Here is a 24,054-nt window from a genome sequence, read left to right on the forward strand (position 1 = left end):
TCTTGGCAAGATGAAGAAGCAAGATCATTTCCCCACCTTCCAGCGCAGTTCCTTGGGACCTTGCCCAACAGGGGATTTTTGCGGGGCTTTGCTGGGCTGGCTTTCGGTTGGAGCGTTGGTTTTCTCGATCCTTACTTTGAGATCAAACCACGCGGCCTGACCGGTGATGGGATCTGAATTGGCCCAACGTTGACCGTCGCCGCGGGGGGGGAGCAGTTCGTTGATCAAGTGGTTTAGCAAGAAACCGTCGGTTGCTTCGGGCGCATCTTTATCCAGCGCCCAAGCGCCTTTGCGTTTGCCAATTGCATTCCACGTCCAGACGGTATTTTCGTTCAGCGCCGCCATTTCCATCACTGGCACAATGATTTCACCATGGGCCGAACTAACGCGCGCCCAATCGCCGTCAGACAAGTTGTGTTCCCGCATCAGTTTGGTCGGCAAATACAGCGGGTTGCGTCCGTGAAGTTGACGCAACCAAGCGTTTTGACTGCCCCAGCTGTGATACATCGCCATCGGTCGCTGGGTCAGCGCGTGCACGGGATAGCGATCGGGATCGACCATCGTGCCTTCGAAAGGTTCGTACCAGATCGGCAGCGGGTCCATGACCTTTTTCAACCTGTCACGGAGATGGTCCGGCGGTTGGTGTTCACCGATACCTTCGGCAGCGCGTTGAAATTTGCGCACCGGTTCGGAATAGAGCTGAAAGATATAAGGGGCCGGCGCGTCGTAAAAGCCCATGCCGACAGCCCAATCCTGATATCCCATATTCCAGGGTTTGAAATAGGCGGCCTCTTTTGGGATATGGGTGACGCTGAAACCACCATTTTCGATGTATGTTTTTAGTTGAGCTGCATTTGGCGCTCCGCGTCCTGTGGTCAGGCCCTCTTCGCCCATGCGCCAACCTGCCAAAGGTCCGATGCCAGGTTTGCGTTCGTGGTTGACGATATAATCCGCGTAGTCCGCGTATTTTGCACTACCATCTTCGTTGGTGAAATGGGGCAATCCAAGTTTTGCGCCCAGCTGGATCAGCGCCGATTGGAAGCCGCGCACATCGCGATCCGGCTCAACCACCGGCCAGCGGATCGCATCTGCTGCGCCATCCGGTTCGGAAATCGGACGGTCAAGCATCGAGATACAATCGTGCCGTTCCAGATAGGTGGTATCGGGGAGGATCAGGTCGGCATAGGCCACCATTTCCGAACTATAGGCGTCGGAATAGATGATGTTGGGGATCACATAGTCGCCGTTTTCATCTTTGTCCGTCAGCATCTTCATAACACCTGAGGTGTTCATCGACGAATTCCATGCCATATTCGCCATATACAAGAACAGTGTGTCGATCTTGTAGGGATCACCGGCATGCGCATTGGCGATCACCATATGCATCATCCCATGCGCGGACATCGGGTTTTCCCACGTAAACGCTTTGTCGATGCGCACCGGGCTTCCATCAGGCTTTAGCGCCAAATCCTCGGGGCCTTGGACAAAACCGAGATGCGGGCCATCCAAGGGGGCACCGGGGGTGACGCCGCAATGCGGCTTTGGATGCGCTTCTACTGGTTTTGGATACGGCGGCTTAAACCGGAAACCGCCGGGGGTTTCGACGGCCCCCAGCAAGATTTGCAGCACATGCAAAGCGCGGCAGGTCTGAAATCCGTTCGAATGCGCGGAGATTCCGCGCATGGAATGAAACGCCACCGGACGGCCAACCATCTGTTTGTGTGTTTCACCGCGAAAGTCCGTCCATTCACGGTCCAGCACAACCGGCTCTTCGAAGGCAACCCGCGCCACCTCTGCCGCTAAGGCCCGAATGCGCGCAGCCGGAATGCCGCAGCGCTCGGCCACAGCCTCGGGGGCGTATTGCGGATCGAGGTATTTCTCGGCCATCTGATGCATGACGGCGTGATGCGTTACGCCTGCACGGCGGATATGGCCTGTCAAATCAGGCATGATGCCCGGGGTATCAAAGGCCACCAATTCTTTGGTCTTGCGGTCAATGACCAGCGGCTTGCCGTCATCACTGCGCAAGAACATACCGAAATCTTCAGATTTGGGGTCACAGTCCAGCAAAACCGGAGCATTGGTGTAGCGTGCCAAATAATCCAGATCAATGCGGCCTGCCTTGAGCAGTTCATGCACCATCGCAAGAATGAAGAGCCCGTCGGTGCCCGGCGTTATGCCGACCCATTCATCTGCCACAGCATTGTAGCCCGACCGGATCGGGTTAACGCCAATAACCTTGGCACCGCGCGCCTTGATCTTGCCAATGCCCATTTTGATCGGGTTGCTGTCGTGATCTTCGGCAACACCAAAGATCATAAATAATTTGGTATGCTCCCAATCCGGTTGACCAAACTCCCAGAATGCACCGCCCATCGTATAGATGCCCGCCGTCGCCATATTGACGGAACAAAATCCGCCATGCGCTGCATAGTTGGGGGTGCCAAAACTTTGCGCCCAAAAGCTGGTAAGGGATTGCGATTGATCGCGGCCTGTAAAAAAAGCAAGCTTTTCCGGGGACTTGGCGCGTAGCGGTGCCAGTTTACTGGCTGCAATTTCAAACGCTTCATCCCAACTAATTTCTTCGAATTCGCCCGAACCGCGCGGACCAACACGTTTCAGCGGCGCGCGCAATCGCGACGGGGCGTTGTGCTGCATGATCCCCGCTGAGCCCTTGGCACACAGCACGCCTTTGTTGACCGGATGGTCGCGGTTGCCTTCAATATAGGCGACCTTACCATCCTTCATATGAACATCTATCCCGCAGCGGCAGGCGCACATGTAACAGGTGGTTTTGCGGATCTCATCCGAAACCTTGGGGCTCGTATCTAGTTCAGGTGGCTGGAATGTCATCTGGCGCCCTTATGCTGTTGTCAGTGCGTACTGCGGTATATTCAGGTGATGAGACGTATCCCGATAAGGATAAACGCCCCGATGAAGAGAGTTTCGACAACAATCAGGCCAATCGCGGCAATGCCGACGCCAAGCACCTGTTTGAGGTGGGTTTTCATGCCGACGGCTGCGATCGCAATCAACAATAGCCAACGCGAAGATTCGCTCAGAAATTCGGCCAAAGCCGCCGGAATCAGATGAGCAGAATTAATGCCCGCCAAAATTAAGAAAGCCAGAACAAAAAACGGCAAGAGCGGTGGACGCTTTTCATCCGGATTTGCATCGGCCATCGATCGGATCGCGATGGACGCAATCAAGACCACTGGTGCAAGCATCGCAACGCGGATCAATTTCACCAAGGTCGCGGTGTCGCCGGTTTCGACAGAAACGGAGAAGCCTGCGCCAACAACCTGCGCCACATCGTGGATTGTACCGCCCAAAAAGACGCCCGCCTCGGTGGTGCTCATGTTCAGAACATTGGCCAGGATCGGGTAGATGATCATTGCCAGGGTCGACAGGACCGTCACGCCGACAACTGTGAATATCAGGCGCTCTTCGGACCGTTCATCACGCGGCAAAATTGCCCCGATCGCCATCGCGGCAGATGCACCACAAATTGCAACCGACCCGGCCGTCAACAATGAAAACCGCCATTTGTGACCGAAAAACCGGCCGACGAACAAGCCAAATGCAATTGTGGCCAGCACGCCACAGATCACCAAGGCGATCAATGGCCCGCCCAGCCCCACCAGCAGATCGATGCTGATCCGTGCACCTAGTAAGGCCACGCCAATGCGCAAAACCGTGCGGGCGGAAAAAGCGATACCTGGCGCTGCCTTTTCGTCTTCGGACAAAAAGCTAACGGCGATCCCTAAAAGCAATGCCATCAGCATTGCGGGTGATCCGTAGTGTTCAGACAAAAATTTGGCCGCAACGGCCACCAAAACCGCCACGGCCACGCCGGGAAATAATTCTTGAGACCGCGCGGAGAGGTTTGCAAAACGGAATGTAGACAGGAATGAAACGTTGGCTTCCGCCATCAGGAAAGACCTTTCGAGTGTCGTCGGCCCGACGTTTGTCTAAGGCGGCGCTTTTGTTGGAATTGTTTTAGGTTTTGCACCGTTAACCGTCCTTCAGCCCGAGGCGGAAAGTCGGCTCGCATGCAATCAAAGCGCGACACGTAAGTGATTTCGTTGAAAATCAAACTCGTTTCCTTTTGGGTTGGTCCGCCACCAGTGCAGCGAACCAATCACCCCGACGACCGAACCGGCCATCGGGGTGAATTTTTCTTAAGTATCGCTTAGGTTTGCGGGACCATATCGCTGGCCGAAATACCGGCCACTTCAACGGGTTTTTTCATCGCGTCGCGGCGGAACGGGTCACCCAGTTCCTGGTTGATCATGGCCTCAATTAGGGTTGTTTTGCCTGCTTTTTGATCTTTAATCGCTTGATCCAGCGCCGCTGTCAGCTCATCCATTGTACGGGCAACCACACCGATCAAACCGCAAGCTTTTGCGATCCCGGCGTATGAAACCTGCTCGTCCAGTTCTGTGCCGACAAAGTTGTCGTCAAACCACAAAGTCGAGTTTCGCTTTTCCGCGCCCCACTGGTAGTTGCGGAACACGATCTGCGTAACTGCAGGCCATTCACCGCGGCCAATGGCGGTCAGCTCGGTCACCGCGATGCCAAATGCGCCGTCGCCGGAAAACCCGACTACCGGCACATCGGGGCAACCGATTTTCGCACCGACAACCGACGGCAGACCATAGCCGCAAGGACCAAACAGGCCTGGTGCCAGATATTTGCGGCCCTCGTCAAACGATGGATAGGCATTGCCGATCGCGCAGTTGTTTCCAATGTCAGACGAAATGATTGCTTCTTTTGGCAGCGCAGATTGGATAGCACGCCATGCCATTCGGGGGCTCATCCAGTCTGGCTTGTCCGCGCGGGCGCGTTCATTCCAGTTGGTACCCGGATCGTCGTTCTCATGTGTCAGCGAGGTAAGTTCCTGCGCCCATGCAGATTTGCGCTGTGCAATATTGGCTTTGCGGTCCGCACGGCCAGCATCCCCTGCTGTGTCGCTCAACTGCTCAAGCAATCCAGTGGCAACTTTGGCGGCGTCCCCGACGATACCAACGGTGACCTTTTTGGTCAGGCCGATACGGTCAGGGTTGATGTCGACCTGAATCACTTTGGCATCTGCGGGCCAATACTCCATGCCGTAGCCCGGCAAGGTCGAGAAGGGGTTCAACCGGGTGCCCAGCGCCAAGACAACATCCGCGTCTTTGATCAGCTCCATGCCTGCTTTTGATCCGTTGTATCCCAAAGGACCGGCAAAAAGTGGGTGGTTGCCAGGAAAGGCATCGTTGTGCTGATAGCCAACGCAAACTGGTGCATCGAGGCGCTCAGCGAGTTTAATCGAAGAATCGATGCCGCCTGCAGACAAAACGACCCCTGCGCCATTCAAAATGACGGGGTTTTTCGCTTCGGACAGGATCTTGGCAGCTTCGGCAACAGACGACTGACCACCAGAGGACATTTCGAACTCGATTGGATCGGGGATTTCGATGTCAATAATCTGGGTCCACATATCGCGCGGAATGTTCAGTTGGGCAGGGGCCGAGGCGCGTTTGGCTTGCGCAATCACACGGGTCAGAACTTCGGCAACGCGTGATGGGTCGCGCACTTCTTCTTGGTAGGCAACGCAGTCCGCAAACATGCGCATCTGTTCCATTTCCTGAAACCCGCCCTGACCGATAGTTTTGTTGGCAGCCTGCGGCGTGACCAACAAACACGGGGTGTGGTTCCAATACGCAGTCTTCACGGCGGTCACAAAGTTAGTGATACCAGGGCCGTTTTGCGCGATCATCATCGACATTTTGCCGGTCGCGCGGGTGTAACCGTCAGCCATAAAGCCGCCAGACCCCTCGTGGGCGCAATCCCAAAAGTTAATACCAGCCCGTGGGAACAGATCAGAGATAGGCATCATGGCCGAACCGATAATACCAAATGCGTGCTCGATCCCATGGCGTTGCAGAACCTTTACAAAGGCTTCTTCGGTGGTCATTTTCATGGTGGGAATCTCCAAAACAAGAACGCCGACCTAAGGCCGGTGCGATTGGCAATACCGTAGTCTTGCGAAACCCTTGCAGATAGGGCCAAAAGGCACCATCAAATACTACCAGTTTTCCAATTTTCGAAACTTAAAGTCTCGTTTCCTGAATAGACAAGCGCTTTGACCAGCCACCTTTTTCCTGCTCGTGGTCTTTCCACCTGCACTACTGGAATGCAGGGCAATAGGGAAAACATCACGATTTTGCACCAACGCTGACGCGACTTAGCCTTGTTTGATCGCTATCTAGACAGCAACGTGAGGCCACCAAAGGTCTTGAAACGAGTAGATTCGATTAGATGCCCAACTCGATTGCCTTTTTGGCACTGGCAGTTTTCCCAGTGGTTGTGGTTGCCCTCTACAGGCGACTGCCGGCTGATCGCGCGCTCATCTGGAGTTTGTTGCTGGGGTATCTGTTCCTACCTGAGCCACCCGCGGTTTTCGACCTACCGTTGATGCCCCCCTTCAACAAACACAACATACCGGTTCTTGCGGCCTTCATGGTCGCCCATTCGCGCTACGGAAAACAAGAATCCATCCTACCGCAATCGGGTGTTGGCAAATTGCTTATGCTGACCTTTATCTTTTCGCCAATCATCACCGTTGTTGCCAACCATGAGCCCGTTTTCTTTGGCCGCGTTGGCCTCCCCGGTCTGGGTGCAAAAGATGCGGTGGCGCTAACTTTGCAACAATTCTTGCTGGTATTGCCGTTTTTGATGGCCCGGCAACACTTGCAAAGCGGCGGAGCCCTACGAGACATCGCAATGGCCTTGATGATAGGAGGCTTGGTTTATTCCTTGCTGATGCTGGTGGAAATTCGACTGTCCCCGCAGGTAAACCAATGGGTCTATGGATATTTTCAGCATAGTTTCGTCCAAACACTCCGGTTTGGAGGCTATCGGCCGATGGTGTTTCTATATCACGGGATTTGGGTGGCCTTTTTCACCATGTCAGCTGTGGTATCAGCCTATGCGCTTTGGCGCTACGAAGAGGGCGGTGCAAAATGGAAGCTGTTTTTCGCAGCCCTATACCTGACTGCCATTTTAGTTCTAGCGAAGTCCCTCGGATCGTTGGTGTTTATGGTTCTTTTGGTACCGATGGTTGTTTTGCTCAGCACCCGCCAGCAAGTGCGCATTGCGATTGTCATTGCATCATTGGCGCTGGCCTATCCCATTTTGAAGGGGGCTGATCTGGTGCCTCAAGAAAAGCTGCTGGCACAGGCTGCATCAATTGATCCCCAACGCGCAGGCAGTTTACAGTTCCGTTTCGACAACGAAAACATCTTGCTGGACCGCGCCTATATCAAGCCAATATTCGGCTGGGGCAGCTGGGGGCGAAATCACATTCTTGACCCGATTAACGGAAATATTGTGACCGTCACGGACGGGCGCTGGATTATCGTAATCGGCGTGTATGGCTGGGTAGGCTTTATTGCCGAATTCGGACTTCTGCTGCTGCCGATCCTGCTTGTCGGACGGGAAGTGAAATTTGCGACACCTGCACTTGTGATCTCTCCCATGATTGGTCCACTCAGCTTGCTTTTGGCTATCAATGCCTTGGACATGCTCCCGAATGCCACACTCACACCGCTTACATGGTTGTTGGCTGGTGCATTAACCGGATATGCGGAAAACCTACGCTCCAGACGATTACGAGGCCCAGAGCAAGCTCCGTCGCCCAGACGAAAACCGATGATGTAACGAGGACGGTGATGCCTAACAAACCCAATGTCTTACTGGTCGCAGACGAATGCAATCCTGAATGGCCCTCTCTCCCGATTGTTGGTTACAAGTATGCGCTTGAGATCGCCAAACTGTGCAATGTCACGTTGGCGACCCATGTCCGCAACAAGGAAAACATTGAAAAAGCGGCAGGTGGCTTGAATGTTGTTTATATCGACAACGAATGGGTGGCGGCCCCGATGTTCAAAGCTGCGCGGTTGATCCGCGGCGGCGAAGAAGTTGGCTGGTCCACTTCAATGATTTTCAACTACCTGCCCTATTTGGCCTTTGAGCACGGCGTGTGGCGGCACTTCAAATCACAACTTCAGGGCGGGGACTTCGATATAGTGCATCGAATCACACCCATGTCGCCAACCCTGCCCAGCTGGCTGGCCCACAAAGTGAAACAGCCTTTTGTCATTGGGCCGCTGAACGGCAATCTCGATTGGCCCGCTGCTTTTGTAGCAGAACAGGCGCGCGAAAAGGAAAAGCTGCGCGGGTTGCGAAACATCTACAAATATTTGCCATACGCGCGATCGACCTATGACGATGCTGCGGCGGTGCTGTCGGCCTTTTCTCACACACGGGCTGATCTGGAGCGCGTCGAAGACACCCGTATCGTTTCGATGCCAGAAATCGGGTTTGACCCCGAAATTTTTCATGCCAAGCAGACGCCACCAGCTGGCAATCGCAGCACCGACGGTAAGGTACATTTCCTCTACGCTGGACGGTTGGTGCCTTACAAACTTCCGGAACTGCCGCTTCAGGCCTTTGCCAAGTCCGAGCTTTTGCAAGAACACCACCTGCATGTTGTTGGCGACGGACCCGAACGCGACCGGATGCAGGATGTGATCGACGAACACGGATTGCATGACTGTGTGACCATGCATGGGCGCAAGTCACAATCCGAAGTGGCCGATATGATGCGCAAGGTTGACGCATTTGTCTTTCCGTCTATCCGTGAACTTGGGGCCGGTGTGGTTATCGAATCTATGGCCTGCGGAAACTATGTTCTGGTGGCGGACTACGGCGCACCGGGCGATTTGGCTGCCGACGGGCGCGGCGCAGCGATCAAGATGGAGGGTTTCGACAAAATGGTCGAAGGATTCCAGATGGAAATGGAAGCCTGCGCGTCGCAACCATCGCACATGACCAATCCCGCAACCGCAGGTCAAACCTATGCGGAAAGCCATTTCCCGTGGTCCCGTAAAGGCGAAAAGACCTTTGATATATACCAAGCGATCTTGGAACACCGCACGCTGGACGGATTGGGATACTAACCCCAATCCGTTTGCGGAGTATGTTTAGCCGGGGGTGTAAATCTTGACGCTGCCATCTTTCATCTTGACCATACAGCTTTCACTGCTGAGATTTGGATATCGGCTTTGGGTAGATTTCAGCACCGCTTCGCGAGTTGCCCCGGTGCAGTTGGGCAGCGCAACAGATTGATATCCCTGCGCCCCCATGCATTGGCGATAGGCCTGTGCACGGGCGGATTTATTGGCATCCACTGTGTAAACGTCCCCGCCGGTCCAATAAGCGTGGCGACCGTAACACTTGCCAGCATTGCACACACGGTTCCCCGGAACATACCGTCTGGGCGTGCGTCGTTTGACGATAAGCACAGGATAGGCTGCTGTGGCTTGGCGCGTGCAGGCTGCCTCGTCTTTACTACGCTGAACAGATGTCACGCCTTGTTTGTACTGGACTTCTGAGGAAAAACAGCCTGAGAGTAGAACTGTAAGCACGGCAACCGATAGAAATTTCACAGACTTCTCCCACTTGGATACAGGCATGACACATATCAAGAAACCCCTGTTATCTCAAGAAAAACGTCTCGGCGCTGCCTTTTCAACTGACCGATTACAAGTCGTTCCTTGGGCAAAAACGCTTGCTGATCCAGATGCGTTTCGAGGGTTGCAGACAGCACTGACAGCCATGCTGACCAAGCCGGTTTTGCAACACCTTCCCGAACAATTACAGCTATCCGACGCACCGGACGCGATCGAAACATGGATTGCCGATCGGGACCAAAGCGCCGCGATCCATTTGGTTTCGGCTTCCAACGTTTTGGTGGGACTGATGTTTCTGTTTCGCCCAGTCCAAACTGCGGCGACTGATCCAATGCACCTCGGATATCTTCTTGGCGAAGAGGCTTGGGGCAAGGGTTATGCCACTGAACTGGTGTCGGGGTTGGTTGCAGCTTTGTCCACCGGGCCTTTGATGACATTGCAAGGCGGGGTTGCGGCAGGAAATCCGGCCTCAGCCAAAGTTCTTTTGAAAGCCGGATTTGAACGCTCGCCCCAAAAATCGACGGATGAGATAGAGATCTTTCAGCGTGTAGTTGGCGTTCCAGACCCCGCCAGCGTCTAAACCCTGCTTAGGACGGGTTCATCGAAATCACGCGCGCCGGAATACCAGCCACAGTTGCCCCCGATGGCACATCTTTGGTTACAACCGCATTGGCCCCGATCACCACATGATCGCCAACAGTGAGCGGCCCGAGTATTTTCGCCCCTGCGCCAATATCAACATGCCCCCCCACAACCACTGGTCCCGCCAGCGTTACTTGATGAAAAATCATGCAATTGGGCCCGATTTTGCAGTCGGGGTGAATTATAATTCCAGTCGGATGGGTCAGCCTTAGCCCGCCCGCGACCTGCGTCGTCAAGTGCAGTTCTGATTGACAGATCGTTGACCACGCCAAATGGTTCAGTACCCAGAATTTCGAAGCGATCCAGCCAATCATCCCGCCGCGGTCTTGCGCAACCTGATAGCGACGCATGGCGCGTATCATTTTTTTGCCCGGCTCCCAAAACCGCCGCACCTCTTCGCGTGACCAGTCCGGTTCCGTTGCTGATGTGATTGTTTCTGGCACGATAGACCCCTAGCCCGCGAAACGACAAATTCCTGCCCAGATTTGAGCTATACTTTAGGTTATGGCAACAGTTAGCCATCACCCTACGCCACGAATCCCTCGTAGTGAGGCCTGTGATACCCGGAGAATCCGGAAGGACGAATGAATGACCGCGCTTTTTGTCGGCCTGTTTGGTTGCATGGGGGATCAGCACGCATGATGCACACCAGCCACGGTTTGCCATACCGCCGCGATATTGACGGGGTGCGGGCCTTTGCAGTGCTATCGGTGGTTTTGTATCACTTTGGCATCCCGCTTCGAGGTGGGTTTGTTGGCGTTGACATCTTCTTTGTCATTTCCGGCTTCTTGATCGGTGGATTGCTGTGGCGGGAATACGACCACACCGGTAGAATTTGGCTGGTCAATTTCTACGTGCGCCGCTTTCGCCGTTTGGCACCCGCTTTCTTTGTCATGGTTTTCCTGACGGGCGCATTGGCTTGGGCCATCTTGTTACCGTTTGAGTTTCGCGAATATGGCAAAGCAACAATTGCCGCGACGGTCTACCTATCCAACGTGTTGTTTTTCCGACAGGCTGGTTATTTTGATGCCGCCTCGGAAGACAAACCACTGCTTCACACTTGGTCGCTGGCCGTAGAGGAGCAGTTTTACATCTTCCTGCCCCTGTTGATCTTGTTGTTGGCCAGATCCCGGCACGCGCTTATGGCGGCCATGATCGGTTGCTGGATACTCTCGCTGGCCGCCTGCATAGTGATGACACCCTCGCATCCGATGGCCGCGTTCTACCTGTTTCCATTCAGAGCCTGGGAAATGCTGTCAGGTGTTCTACTGGCGATTTGGGGGTATCAAACCCAGCGCAAATGGCGTGGCTATGCAGCGCTCAGTTGGCTCGGGATGCTTTTATTGGTGCTGTCGGTTGTATTGATCCCGGCTGGTCCGCTTTTCCCCGGCCTATTGGCCTTGGTTCCTGTCGTTGGAACTGTTCTGGTTTTGGCCAATGGCACCGGTCAAAACCCGGTCAACAAGCTGCTCGGCCACCCTTGGGTCGTGTTTTTCGGGCTTATTTCCTACTCTTTGTATCTTTGGCATTGGCCCATTTTCACGCTCAGCACCTATCTGCGCGGCGGAGAGGTTGGCGTTCTGGAATCAATTGCATGGATGGTCGTCTCTGTCGGCATTGCCTGGTTGTCGTGGAGGTTTGTCGAATCACCTGTGCGGCGCGCAAGGCAGCTGTCTGGCGCTGTGGTTTTAGGTGCCGTGGCGATTGCATCTATCGGCACATTGGCCGTGTCCGGATGGATCTTCAAAACCGACGGAGTGCCGGACCGTTTTGGCTCAACAGCGCGCCCTCACATCACGGCCACAGGCGACTTTTTGCAAGATTGGAGCCGATGCTACATTTCCGATGAAGTGCCACTGGATGGGCTTGAGGTCTGTCCCATCGGCCCCGACGGGGCACCCAAGGTTTTGATCTGGGGTGACAGCCACGTTCGTGCATTCAAGGAAGGGTTGGATCTGGCCGCCCATGAAGCCGACGTGCCGGGTATCATTATCTGGCGCGCCGGTTGCCCGCCGCTGTTTGGACTGCGCAAGGTGGAAAACTCCGCCACGCCGGTACAAAGCACAGCTTGTGCACAGGCAAACCTGCAAATCCGTCAAAGTTTTGGCCGGTTGCAAAGCCTTGAAACAGTGTTGCTCATTGGTCGATGGGCCTACTATGTGGCTGGGACTGGTGTCGGTCTGGATGTTCATAATTCAATTTCGATTCACCCCACCGACGGCGCGGCGCGGCTCAATCTGAGCCAACCACAATTGCTAAGCAGTGCTGCCCGCGAGACCACGAGTTTCCTGAAAGGCTGGTTTCCCACCGTCCATGTATTGCGGCAACCGCCCGAGATCGCGCTTTATGACGCACGGATCGCAGCGCGTGAAACCGCGCATGCCGGATTGCCTTTGGCCGCCAAGCCAATCACAAAAACGGACATGCCACGCAATCAAATGACGGTGCGTGCAGCAATGGCAGACGCCCCCTGGTTGCCTTTGGCTGACACCCAAGGAATCGCATGGATCGACAGCTGGCCACAGTTTTGCAATGATCAAAAGTGCAGTGCTTTGCACGACGGTGTCGGGCAGTATTTTGACAACAACCACATCACAAATTCCGCCGCACTACGTGTCCGCCATTTGTTTGAACCGGTTTTTTCCTCTGTGAACCAACACTCCACCAATATCGGGACAGCAAGTGAATGAGCTATTCAGACACCAAGTGGGATGTGATCATAATCGGTACAGGCATGGGCGGCGGCACCATTGGGCGGACCTTGGCCGAGGCCGGGCAAAAAGTGCTGTTTTTGGAACAAGGAGCCGCGGGATATCGAAGCGAAGAAAGTGGTCTATCCGAGATTTTTGTCCCCGAAGCACGGCTGACACGTGGATTGTGGCCTACCCCTCTGCACGCCAGCGTGAACGGTCAGGATCAGGTGTTTTATGCGCCTTTGGGTGCAGGCCTGGGCGGGTCTTCCGTGTTTTACGCGGCCACACTGGAACGGCCCGAACCGCATGATCTGGACCACACAGAAACAACCCCTCATCCCACGCAGGGTTGGCCGGTTTCATTTGCTGACATGGTGCCTTGGTACCACCGCGCGGCGCAAATGTTTCGCGTCTACGGGTCCGATGATCCGCTGTCGGCTGGACCTGCCCTGCCGCTCCGAAAGCCGCCTGAATTGACACAAACCGAGGCCGGGTTGATGGCCAGCCTAAAGTCCGTAGGCTTGAACCCCTATCATGCGCATACTGGGATCAAGCGCATTGCAGGCTGTAAAAACTGTCTTGGTGTAAAATGTCCAAAGACCTGCAAAATGGATGGTCGGTCCGCAGGGGTGGAACCCGCGTTGGAAACAGGGAATGCTGCACTTTTGACCGGTGCCGAAGTCACCCGTTTAGAAGAAAAGGGTGGTGATATCATTGCCGTTCACGCGACCATAAAAGGCCAGCAGGAAGTTCTATCCGCCAAGCGGTATGTGCTGGCAGGCGGTGCACTCGGATCTGCAAAACTGATGCTGGCTTCGGCCAACAAGGCCCATCCCAACGGTCTTGCTAATGGATCTGGTCAGGTCGGGCGTAATTTGATGTTTCACGTCGACGAAAGGTTCGTCCTTTGGCCCAAGCGCGGCACCGTCGATAGCGGCGCGACCAAGGCCATTTCCTTGCGTGATTTGTATCTTCAAAACGGCAACCGGTTTGGCACGATTCAGGCCGTTGGGCTGCGGGCATCCTATGGTGTCATCGTGCACTACTTAAACCTGATGCTGGCGCGTTCCCGTTTCGCCAAAATCCCCGGTCTTGCGCAGCTGACCCGCATTCCTGCCGCTATCGCCCACCGCCTTTTTGGGCAAGCGCAGATCTTTGTTGGATTGATGGAAGATCTGCCCTACGCGCACAACCGGGTCACTTATGACCCAAACCAACCCGAGAGGCTTGCGATTGAGTATCGTTACGCACCCGAACTACTGGCGCGCAGACAGGCCTTTCGCAAAGCTATCCGCAAAGCATTTCGTGGGCATCGCCGCGCGTTCTTGGGGTTGAAACCCGTTTTAAATTTCGGGCATCCCTGCGGAACAGTCCGTTTTGGCGAAGACCCAACAACCTCGGTCTTGAACTCCGACTGCAAGGCGCATGAGATTTCGAACCTTTGGGTCGTCGATGCCAGTTTTATGCCCACATCGATGGGGGTAAACCCAAGCTTGACAATTGCCGCCAATGCACTGCGCGTCGGAGATGCAATTGTGAAGGAAGCCGGATGAGCCAAATCTCACCAAACGACGGATTTGTTTTTATTACTGGTGCCGGGTCCGGCCTTGGACGGGCCTTGTCGGCTGAATTGGTCAAGGCGGGTTTCACAGTCGTTGGTGCAGGGCGCCGGCATTCTGCGCTCGCTGAAACTGCGGCGATGCTAGGCGACAAATTTCAACCTGTGGTTTTGGACGTATCCGATGCCCGGGCCACACAACATGTGTTTGCCGAACGTATTAAGGCGAACGGTCCTCTGGCGATCTTGATTAACAATGCCGCCGTATATCCACATCGTGACATTCTGGATGAAACCCCAGACAGCTTTGCTAAGACCATCCAGATCAATCTGGGCGGTGTCTTCAATTGCAGCCATGCGGCGTTACAGGACATGGCCCCGCGCGGGTTCGGGCGCATTCTAAATGTGGCTTCTATGGCTGATATAGATCCGCTGCCATGCAGCGCGGCTTACAGTGTCTCCAAGGGCGCGGTGACTATTCTGACCCGAGCGATGGTTGCAGATCTGGGTGACCGGTTTCCCGGCATTGCCATCGGCGACTGGCTGCCGGGCATGTTGCAAACTTCAATGGGCATCCCGAACGGGTTACAGCCTGAAAAAGCCGCAAAATGGGGGGCGAAATTGGCTCGGATGAACGATCCCAGTTTGAACGGAGCTGTGTTTGAAATGGGAGCGGAAATTTTGCCGGTACGCGGGCTAAGGGGCAAGATCAAAGATTTTCTGTTGATGCGTAAGAGAAAGCCGCGCCAGATTTAACCTTTGCGCAGGCGCAACAGAGCTGCGCGCACCATGTGACCCGGCAAAATCAACAGGCATTTTAAATAACGTGGCCCCAGTCGGCGCGGATCCGAAAACAGCCTCCACAGCCACTCCATTTGCATTTTTTGCGCCCAGTCAGGTGCCCGTTGCTGTGTCCCTGCGAAAAAGTCCAGCCCGGCACCAATTGAAACGAAGCCGACATTGGGTGCGATTTTCCGTCCGGTTGCGGCGAACACTTCTTGGCGGGGTGCCCCCATCGCAACAAAACACAGACGAGCCCCTGAATCTGCCACACGCTCCAAGACGGTTTCGGCCTCCGGACCTTTGGCATCAAAACCCATGGGCGGCGCAATACAGCATACCACTTCAAGATCGCGGACTTCGCGTTCCAAATAGGTGGCCGCAGCCTTTAAGACCGGATCAGTGGACCCGACCAGCGCGACGCCAACCCCTTGTTTTGCTGCAATTTTGACAAGAGGTAAAATCGCCGCCGATCCAGGAATAAGCGACACCGGCCTACCAGCCAAACGCGACATCCAGACGATAGGATTGCCATCTGCAGTGACAAAATCCTGTGCTGCATAAGCGCTGCGAAATGGGGCCGATGTCCTAAGTTTCACCAGATGATCAAGATTGATTGTCGCCAGAGCAAAGCCCCTGCGCTGCGCCAGTCTTTCAGTGACCCGCGCTTCAAGAACGGCCCAACTGGGCACATTTACATCAATTGTCCGGCCTTGAATTTCGAATATCATTTCAGCTCCTGTGCTCGGAGACATACCCTGCTTTTTCAGCGAGGTAAGTGCCAAATCCGCCACAGTGGGGCGAAAAACCGTGACCGTGGTGCCGCAGTGCCGCATATTGAGCAAAGACCAGAGTGTTTTGCCGAATTCTAGCCATGTTTCTGAGGTTGATTCATCGAAATGAAATGGTGGGGACCATAAACGTGTTGGAATGTATGTGCCGGGAAATCGCCCAGTTGGCGGGCCAAAAATGACCAAGCAAGTCTGCCTTTTAGGCTGCGGCTTTGTTGCCGATCTTTATATGCGATCTCTCGCAGCGATGGACGGGATCGAGGTTGTTGGCGTTTTTGATCTCAACACAGACCGCCTGACTACATTTTGCAGCTTTTGGAACGTTCCGCACAAATCGAGTTTCGAGGCCTTGCTTGCCGATACCCCCGGAGCACTCATTGTCAATCTGACCAACCCTTCTGCCCATTTCGAAACATCAAAGGCCTGCTTGCTCGCGGGGCGTCATGTCTACTCTGAAAAACCGTTGGCGATGACAGTGGAAGACGCCAAGTCCCTACATGCTTTGGCCACAGAAAAAGGGCTCATGTTGGCTTCCGCCCCCTGCTCATCCCTTGGGGAAGCCGCCCAAACTTTTGGCCATGCACTGCGCACCAACATCGCAGGCACACCACGTGCCATTTACGCAGAGCTGGATGACGGGTTTATCCCCCAAGCGGCCTACCGAAAATGGCTGTCGGAATCCGGCGCTCCATGGCCCTTTGAAGATGAGTTTCAGGTAGGCTGCACGCTGGAACATGCAGGCTATTATTTGGGGTGGTTGATTTCGTGGTTCGGGTCGGTGCGTACCGTCGTTGCCGCATCCGCTGAAACGATCCCCGAAAAGGAAGGCAACGGCCCGTTTGCCCCCGATCTTTCTATCGCAACGCTCTTCTTCGAGAACGGCCCCGTAACACGGCTGACTTGTTCCATTGTGGCCCCACATGACCATTCCATCCGCATAACCGGCGACAAAGGTGTGCTGTCTTGCAAAGCGGCATGGGACAACAGTGCCAAAGTCAGTTTCGCAAAACGCATGACGGTGCGCCGCCGCCTGATGGAAAACCCGTTTCCCAAACGGATTAAACTTGCGCAGCCAACACACCCCAAGGTCAAACGATGGGGCGCGGCTGCAATGAATTTCATGCTTGGCCCGGCCGAGGTTCTGGACGCCCTTCAAACCGGCCGCCCCTGCCGGCTTTCCAATGATTTTGCGCTGCACATGACCGAAGTTACACTGGCAATTCAGAACGCGGGTGAGCACAGCGGTGCCCAAAAAATGACCACAAACTGCCAGCCGATGGAGCCGATGCCATGGGCGAAATGACCCGCATATTGATCACAGGCGCGAATGGTTTTGTCGGTCGCGCAGCCGTCGCCGAGGCACGCAAACAAGGGTTTGAGGTTATCGCGGTCTACCGTCGCCAGCCTTTGCCGGAATGGGCAGTAGATAATGGGGTTATCCAGCAACAAGCCGATTTGTCTGACCCCGCATGCGCCGCCCTGCTGCATGAACACATGGACCGTGTGGGCGCAGTGATCCACGCCGCCGCGCATATGGGCGGGGATGCGGCGCAGCATGCCGAAGACACCCTGTGCGGCACGCAAACAGTCCTAGAGGCCATGCGCGGCAGCAATGCCCAGCTCGTGCTCGTCAGTTCTGTCGCGGTCTACGACACTTTGAAACTGGAACCCGGGGACACCCTAACCGAAGACAGCCCGCTGGAAGAATTGAACCATGCCCGCGATCCCTATGCCGAGGCGAAGCTGCAGCAAGAGCATCTATGCGTGAAAACCGGTCATCCTGTTTGGTTGATGCGGCCCGGTGCGGTCTACGGGCCCGGACGAACTTGGCATGCTTTAATGGGTTTTTGGGCATGGAAACTACACGTACAGATCAATTCAGACGGGCAATTGCCTTTGGTACACGTCGAACATTTGGCGCAAACATTGGTGTCGGCAGCACAGGCCACCCCCAAAGGGACGCACGCGCTGAATGTGGTGGATGATGATCTACCGACACGCGCCAGATTTCTGGCGGCCCATCGCAAAATGACCGGCTGGCCGCGTATGGTATTGCCTCTGCCCTTTGGCCCATGGCTGGCTTTGACACGAATTCTTAAACCGATTTCGGGAAAACTGCCCGGGTTACTCAAAGAACCTGTTGTGCGTGCCAGATTGATGCCCCTCAACTACCCCAACACCGCACTTCGGGCGGCCCTTGGCGGTGCCGACTTTGCCTGCTTCGAAAACATGCTTTCCAAATCCTTAGGGGGCCAAATATGACATTGCCCAAACTGGCGTATTTAACTGGCGAGTACCCCCGCGCTTCGGATACTTTTATTCAACGCGAAGTGGCGGCATTGCGTCAGCTTGGGCATCAGGTGGAAACCTGTTCGATCCGGACAACCGGCCCTGAACATCTGGTTGGCAAAGAGCAACGCGAAGAACACGCGCGCACCTTCAAAGTTCTGGATGCTGCCAAGAACCCGCTGCGCCTGATCAATACGCAGCTGCGCTGGATGCGAAGCCCGCGCCGGTATTTTGCGGCGCTTGCGCTGGCATGGCGAACCGCGCCAAAAGGAATAAGGGGCCGCCTGTATAACCTGTTCTATTTCCTTGAGGCAGGCGTTTTGGCGGCGCACCTTCAGGACAATCATATAACCCATTTGCACAATCATATCGCCAAGGCATCTTGCACCGTCGCAATGCTGTCCGAAGCGCTGTCAGGCATCCCCTATAGTTTTACCATTCATGGCCCCGACATATTCTTTGAACCGCATCACTGGCGCATTGACGAAAAGGCGGCGCGCGCCCGTTTTGTTGCCTGTATTAGCGAATTTTGCCGGTCGCAATTGATGTGTTTTGCAGGTCAAACCCACTGGGACCGGCTGCACATCGTGCATTGCGGCATCGAACCTGAACGCTATGGCAAGACATGGCATTCAGGCCAACGGTTGCTGTTTGTCGGACGGTTGGCCGCTGTCAAAGGCGTGCCAATCCTGTTTCAGGCCATGGCCAATCTCAAACAAGATATGCCAGACCTGAGCCTGACTTTGATCGGCGACGGGCCAGAACGCGCGTTTTTGGAAGACATGGCCTCTACGCTTGGTTTGTCTGATCGAGTCAAATTTCTCGGCTACAAAAGCCAGTCCGAGGTCGCCGCTGCCTTGCTTGATACCGATATGTTTGTGCTACCCAGTTTTGCAGAAGGAGTGCCTGTGGTTTTGATGGAGGCAATGGCCTCTGGCGTGCCTGTCGTCGCCACCCAGATTGCAGGTATTTCTGAACTGGTCAGCCACGGCGAAGCCGGTTGGCTGATTCCCCCCGGCAATGTCGAGGGCCTGTCCCAAGCGATCGAGCGCGGCTTCCTAGACCCACCAGAACGGCAAGCCATGGGTGAAGAGGGTCGCGAGATCGTCGAAAAACACTTCAATACCGGCAAAGAAGCCGCATGGCTGTCTGAGTTGATTTGCGGCTATGCAAACGGAACGCCGCCCAAGACCAAACGCCCGGAGGCGAAGTCATGACAAATGTGGACGTTGTCTTGATTGGACGCAATGAAGGGCCCCGTTTGGTCGCGTCTTTGCAGTCAGCTCAGGGACAAGCGCGCCAGCTTGTCTATGTCGACAGCGGGTCAACAGACGATAGCATAGATGAGGCTCGTAAGGCCGGAGCGCAGATTGTGGAACTGGATATGTCGACCCCGTTTTCGGCTGCACGGGCCCGCAACGCCGGATTTGACGCATTGGACAACCCCGAATTGGTGATGTTCATAGACGGCGACTGTATGCTGGTCGAAGGGTTTCTTGATAAAGCCAGCGCTCATTTGGACGCCAACCCCAAAATAGCTTTGGTTACGGGTTGGAGGTCGGAAATTCACCGCAACGAAAGCTTGTACAACCAGTTGATTGATTGGGAGTGGCGTCGCCCTGCCGGTGTCATTTTGGCCTGTGGCGGGGATATGCTGGTACGGGCAAGTGCATGGCGCGAAATCGGCGGCATGGACCCGACCGTCATCGCCTCTGAGGACGAAGAGTTTTGCACCCGCCTTCGCAAGGCGGGCTGGACGCTGGAACGTATCCCTCAAGAAATGACACGTCATGATGCCAACATGATGACTTTCGAACAGTGGTGGTCCCGGGCAGTTCGCACCGGGCATGGTTTCGCCCAAGTCGGATCACTGCATCCGGAATACTTTGCAGCCGAACGTAAACGGGCACTGCTATACGGTCTGGCACTGCCGGTTTTGATCTTGCTCAGTGCGCTAATCAAATGGTGGCTGCCCCTGATCTTTTTCGGTCTCTACGAACTAAGCTACATCCGAACCGCCATAGGCCTAAGTCGGGCTGGTATGGCAAATAACGAAATCTGGCGGCACGCCTGGCTGCTGACCCTTTCCAAATTTCCCAATGCATTGGGGATGGCGCGGTTCCACTTTCGCCGTTTGCGCGGCGATGAAATGCGTATCATCGAGTATAAATAGAAAGTTGTTTGAATGTCTTCCGATATCCGCGTTGGCCTAATTGGGGCTGGTTATATTGCAACTTGGCATGCAGATGCTCTCAAGGCGACATCTGGCGTATCGATCTCAGCTGTCTGCGATTTAAATGAAGCCGCCGCCAAAGGTTTGGCGGATGGATACGCAGCACGCGCTTTCACGTCGGTTGACGATATGATTGACGCAAAATGCTGTGATGCAGTGCATATTCTAACACCGCCACATCTACACGAGGCAATAGCCATTCAATGTTTAGAAGCAGGTTTGGATGTCCTCGTGGAAAAACCTGTCGCCGAGAGCGCCACAGCCACCCGCGCAATCCAAGCGGCCGCCGAAGCTGCCGGAAAATCCTTTCACGCCGGCCACAATTTCCTTGGGTTGCCGTCTTATGAACGCATGAAAAAAGCCATGAAAGCGGGTGAATACGGGCGGATTTCTACAGCTGAAATCACATGGGCCTTGCCGCTTGGCCCCTTGCGTTCAGGGCCGTTCAACTTGTGGCTTTTGCGCGAACCACGCAACCTGTTGCTGGAATTAGGGCCGCATTTGATGGCATTTGGCTGCGATCTGTTTGGTGACCTTGAAATTGTACACGCCGAAGCCTCAAAGCCAACACCGCTACCCGGTGATGATCCGCGCCCGCAGGCATTTCGCATTTTGGCGCGCGCAGGGTTGGTTGATATTACGTTCACCATCTCCATGGTGGAAACTGTCGATGATCGGTCGGTAACTCTGCGCGGGTCTTCTGCCCGTGCACGGTTGGATTATGCCCAAGATGTTCTGGTGGTTGAACGTGAAAACCCTTCAGATCTGGTCATAAATCCACTGCGCAAACAGCTGGACCTATCGCGTCAACATATGTGGCAAGGTGTGAAAAATGCGGGTATTCAACTGGCCTCTTTGAATACCAAAAACCCTTATGGTCAAAGTTTTCTTGGCATGGATGCAGCCATCTATGGTGCATTGGCAAAGGGTAAGCCAGAACCGCGCTGGGCCGGGCCTTCGGCCATTGCTGTGATGCAGGCTTTGGATGATGCGATCAATCTTTTGCCGGCTGAAATCCTTGCTGTAAAAGCGCCCGCCGTCCAAACCCGCAAACCCAAACCGACTGCGATGGTGATCGGCGGCACCGGCTTCATTGGACGCGAATTGACCCGCCGATTGGTGGCCGAAGGCCATGATGTGCGTGTGCTTTCACGCGGAAGGACCGGCCCTTTCCCCGATTTGCCTGACAATGTCGAAACAGTCGGCGTATCATTGCATGACTTGGACGCGCTTACAGAGGCAATGAAAGGGATCGACGTTGTCTTTAACCTCGCGAAAGCGCTGGAAACGACTTGGGCGAATTGCCTGATCAATGATGTTGGCGTCGCCGTTCGTATCGGCATGGCTTGCGAAAAAGCCGGGGTCAAACGGCTGATCTATACCGGTACAATCGCCAGCTACGATATGTCGAACCCCTATTCTGAAATCACGGAATCCACACCGTTTCCAGCAGATATGACCACGCGCAACTTGTATGCTCGGTCTAAGGCGGAATGCGAACGCAAGTTGATGAAACTCCACACCGAGCGCGGCTTGCCATTGGTGATTGCCCGCCCCGGTATTGTAGTCGGCGCGGGCGGTCCGTTGCAGCATTGGGGTATTGGCCGCTGGCATGGCGCTGGTGCTGTGCGCATTTGGGGACATGGTCGCAACATCCTCCCGTTTGTTCTGAACGAAGACATCGCCGACGGCCTTGTGCGTATGATTGACGCTCCAGCAATCGGGCAAAGCTTTAACCTCATTGGCGACCCGATGTTGACCGCTCGTGATTATTTCGATGCTATCCACGACGAATTGGGGGCACGTATCCGCGTCAGCCCAGGCAATTTGAACGCATTTTTTGTCAGCGACGCGGTGAAATATGCGTTAAAGAAATACGCTTTGCGCCGCAAAGGAGTGATCCGCCCATCGCTTGCGGATTGGAAAAGCAGGGCCCATTTCAGCCCGTTTTCGAACAACCAAGCCAAGACGGTCTTAGGGTGGCGACCAGAGGGAAACAAAGCGGCCTTTATTGAAAAAGCGATCACAAAGGCCAATCTAATAGGATGTTAGGGATGTTCGCAGCGGAACATGTAAACAATCCTCCTAAAATCGACTTATTCTAGCCCGAATCGCCTGCTCTAACGAAGTTGAGTGAAAAGCCCCCGTAAGATGGGGCTGTCTTTACCGGAGTTGAGCAGTCAGATGAAACAAGATGCGAAGAATATGCATCGCACAAGGCACGTGTATTTTGGTGCTTTCATTGGGCTAAACCAAGCGCGCGGAGCATTAAAATGATGGATGATCGCAAGTTTCGCCGAAAGCACAGGTCTCCGACTGAGACGGTGTCCGTCTTGAAGTCTAAGCGCGAGAGTGAGGAAGAAATTCAGGCGCGTTTGGAGGCCGAACGCGAAGCCGAGCTTCGCCGGATCGCATTGGAGCGTATTGCGGCCCGCAAGGAACGTGAAGCTGAGAAACAGATCGCGACTGAACGGGCGCAAGCCGAAGCAGAGGCCCGGAAGGCGGAAGATGACACGAAACGGTTGACCGCCGAGCAAGCCCGCCTGACCGAGGAAAAACAAGTTGCCGAAGCTGCCGCTGCTGAACTGGCGGAAATAGAAGCCAAAACACGTGCTGACGCAGATCGACGCGCCGAAGCCGCCAATCGGGCCGAAGTGCGCGAAGCTACGCGTTTGGCCGAGGAACTGCCCGAAACTCAAGCCGATGAGTTGCCCTTGGCAGAAGAATCGCGCCCTACCGCCGAAATCCCGCAGCGCGCCCAGCCTGAACAACTTGCCAGCCCCGCCATTGCAACGGAGCCAAATCCAAGCAATCCTTGGGATAATTTGACGGGCTTTACGGTCGACATCAGGCATCTTTCACGCAACCGCATTGTAACAGCTGAACGCGAAGATCCTGCACATATCGCTTTTGACGTATTGCGCACCCGGCTTTTACAAGCGCTTTCCGACAATGGATGGAACAGGGTTGCAATCACGTCGCCCACCAAGGATTGCGGCAAAACTTTTACAGCCGCAAATCTGTCAATCAGCCTGTCACGTCAGGAAAGTATCCGAACTCTGCTGCTTGATCTCGATATGCGCCGCCCCAGCCTTCACCGTGTTATCGGCGTTGAAAAACCCGGATCAATGGGTGAAATGCTGCGCGGAAATATCCCGCCTGAAAACCATCTGATGCGCCTTGATGGCAACCCCTTTAACGCAAGCCAACACATCGCTTGCGGCTTTAACGGCGTGATCGAACCCAATGCCTCTGAATTACTGCAAGATCCGCGTACTGCGAAAACGCTCGATGCTATCGAAGAACAATACGAACCCGATGTAATGCTCATAGATTTGCCGCCGGCGCTTTATTACGATGACGTCATCGCTTCGCGGCCATTGTTCGACGGTGTGCTTATGGTCATTGGCGGCGGAACCACCACTGAAAAAGAGGTGAAAGAAGTCGAACGCCGTCTTGGCGAATCGACCCCTCTTTTGGGAATGGTGCTGAACAAAGCCGAAAACACGGAACTTGACCGCTACAAATACTGAAACTTGTAAGGTTTGTA

At 54.7% G+C, this 24,054-nt stretch carries 18 protein-coding genes; 12 read left to right on the forward strand and 6 right to left on the reverse strand.

What is annotated here, in order from left to right; translation table 11 throughout:
* Positions 1-24: 24 nt before the first annotated feature.
* The 3 genes from C8N36_RS12285 to xsc all read right to left on the reverse strand — a co-directional run bounded on the left by C8N36_RS12285 (position 25) and on the right by xsc (position 5,965).
* Positions 25-2,853, reverse strand: a complete 2,829-nt coding sequence (locus C8N36_RS12285; protein ID WP_097805014.1) for a molybdopterin oxidoreductase family protein — start codon at positions 2,851-2,853, stop codon at positions 25-27.
* 41 nt (positions 2,854-2,894) lie between these two features.
* Positions 2,895-3,932, reverse strand: a complete 1,038-nt coding sequence (locus tag C8N36_RS12290) for a YeiH family protein (protein WP_097805013.1) — start codon at positions 3,930-3,932, stop codon at positions 2,895-2,897.
* Positions 3,933-4,192: 260 nt separating this feature from the next.
* Entirely contained in the window at positions 4,193-5,965 is a 1,773-nt protein-coding gene (gene xsc, locus C8N36_RS12295; protein WP_097805012.1) for a sulfoacetaldehyde acetyltransferase, read from the reverse strand.
* A 338-nt stretch (positions 5,966-6,303) separates the two neighbouring features.
* Between xsc and C8N36_RS12300 the strand changes: the two genes are divergently transcribed.
* Complete coding sequence (locus C8N36_RS12300) at positions 6,304-7,704, forward strand: hypothetical protein (RefSeq protein ID WP_097805011.1); 1,401 nt, start codon at positions 6,304-6,306, stop codon at positions 7,702-7,704.
* Between the two features lie 11 nt (positions 7,705-7,715).
* Positions 7,716-9,005 (forward strand): glycosyltransferase family 4 protein, encoded by a 1,290-nt coding sequence (locus C8N36_RS12305; RefSeq protein ID WP_097805010.1) that lies wholly within the window; start codon positions 7,716-7,718, stop codon positions 9,003-9,005.
* Between the two features lie 24 nt (positions 9,006-9,029).
* On the opposite strand, the gene C8N36_RS12310 is transcribed toward C8N36_RS12305, so the two are convergent.
* On the reverse strand, positions 9,030-9,494 hold the full coding sequence (locus C8N36_RS12310; protein ID WP_141468091.1) for a hypothetical protein: 465 nt from the start codon (positions 9,492-9,494) through the stop codon (positions 9,030-9,032).
* Between the two features lie 25 nt (positions 9,495-9,519).
* Here C8N36_RS12310 and C8N36_RS12315 point away from each other — a divergent pair, with 25 nt between their 5' ends.
* Complete coding sequence (locus C8N36_RS12315) at positions 9,520-10,098, forward strand: GNAT family N-acetyltransferase (protein WP_097805008.1); 579 nt, start codon at positions 9,520-9,522, stop codon at positions 10,096-10,098.
* 7 nt (positions 10,099-10,105) lie between these two features.
* Here C8N36_RS12315 and C8N36_RS12320 read toward each other — a convergent pair whose 3' ends face one another.
* The gene (locus C8N36_RS12320) at positions 10,106-10,603 is read right to left on the reverse strand and encodes a serine O-acetyltransferase (protein ID WP_281269715.1); all 498 of its coding nucleotides are present in this window, start codon (positions 10,601-10,603) and stop codon (positions 10,106-10,108) included.
* 195 nt (positions 10,604-10,798) lie between these two features.
* Here C8N36_RS12320 and C8N36_RS12325 point away from each other — a divergent pair, with 195 nt between their 5' ends.
* Genes C8N36_RS12325 through C8N36_RS12335 form a run of 3 tightly spaced genes read left to right on the forward strand, consistent with a single transcriptional unit; the run spans position 10,799 to position 15,167 of the window.
* Complete coding sequence (locus tag C8N36_RS12325) at positions 10,799-12,850, forward strand: acyltransferase family protein (RefSeq protein WP_176527092.1); 2,052 nt, start codon at positions 10,799-10,801, stop codon at positions 12,848-12,850.
* Positions 12,847-14,406 (forward strand): GMC oxidoreductase, encoded by a 1,560-nt coding sequence (locus C8N36_RS12330; RefSeq protein WP_097805007.1) that lies wholly within the window; start codon positions 12,847-12,849, stop codon positions 14,404-14,406. The genes C8N36_RS12325 and C8N36_RS12330 overlap by 4 nt, the downstream gene beginning before the upstream one ends.
* The gene (locus tag C8N36_RS12335; RefSeq protein WP_097805006.1) at positions 14,403-15,167 is read left to right on the forward strand and encodes an SDR family oxidoreductase; all 765 of its coding nucleotides are present in this window, start codon (positions 14,403-14,405) and stop codon (positions 15,165-15,167) included. Before C8N36_RS12330 ends, C8N36_RS12335 begins: the two co-directional genes overlap by 4 nt.
* On the opposite strand, the gene C8N36_RS12340 is transcribed toward C8N36_RS12335, so the two are convergent.
* Positions 15,164-15,922: a WecB/TagA/CpsF family glycosyltransferase gene (locus tag C8N36_RS12340; RefSeq protein ID WP_097805073.1), complete on the reverse strand. Its 759-nt coding sequence runs from the start codon at positions 15,920-15,922 to the stop codon at positions 15,164-15,166. The two genes, C8N36_RS12335 and C8N36_RS12340, sit on opposite strands and share 4 nt — an antisense overlap.
* A gap of 238 nt (positions 15,923-16,160) precedes the next feature.
* On the opposite strand from C8N36_RS12340, the gene C8N36_RS12345 reads away from it, so the two are divergent.
* The 6 genes from C8N36_RS12345 (at position 16,161) to C8N36_RS12370 (ending at position 24,037) form a co-directional block, all read left to right on the forward strand.
* Positions 16,161-17,285, forward strand: a complete 1,125-nt coding sequence (locus C8N36_RS12345) for a Gfo/Idh/MocA family protein (RefSeq protein ID WP_097805072.1) — start codon at positions 16,161-16,163, stop codon at positions 17,283-17,285.
* Positions 17,273-18,244, forward strand: a complete 972-nt coding sequence (locus C8N36_RS12350; protein ID WP_097805005.1) for an NAD-dependent epimerase/dehydratase family protein — start codon at positions 17,273-17,275, stop codon at positions 18,242-18,244. Before C8N36_RS12345 ends, C8N36_RS12350 begins: the two co-directional genes overlap by 13 nt.
* A complete protein-coding gene (locus C8N36_RS12355) occupies positions 18,241-19,488 on the forward strand; it encodes a glycosyltransferase family 4 protein (RefSeq protein ID WP_097805004.1) in 1,248 nt (415 codons plus the stop codon). Before C8N36_RS12350 ends, C8N36_RS12355 begins: the two co-directional genes overlap by 4 nt.
* On the forward strand, positions 19,485-20,444 hold the full coding sequence (locus tag C8N36_RS12360; RefSeq protein WP_097805003.1) for a glycosyltransferase family 2 protein: 960 nt from the start codon (positions 19,485-19,487) through the stop codon (positions 20,442-20,444). Before C8N36_RS12355 ends, C8N36_RS12360 begins: the two co-directional genes overlap by 4 nt.
* A gap of 12 nt (positions 20,445-20,456) precedes the next feature.
* Positions 20,457-22,556 (forward strand): NAD-dependent epimerase/dehydratase family protein, encoded by a 2,100-nt coding sequence (locus C8N36_RS12365; protein WP_097805002.1) that lies wholly within the window; start codon positions 20,457-20,459, stop codon positions 22,554-22,556.
* 221 nt (positions 22,557-22,777) lie between these two features.
* Positions 22,778-24,037 (forward strand): CpsD/CapB family tyrosine-protein kinase, encoded by a 1,260-nt coding sequence (locus C8N36_RS12370; protein ID WP_097805001.1) that lies wholly within the window; start codon positions 22,778-22,780, stop codon positions 24,035-24,037.
* Positions 24,038-24,054: the final 17 nt, after the last annotated feature.

Source organism: Pelagimonas varians (assembly GCF_003208435.1).
GTDB lineage: Bacteria > Pseudomonadota > Alphaproteobacteria > Rhodobacterales > Rhodobacteraceae > Pelagimonas > Pelagimonas varians.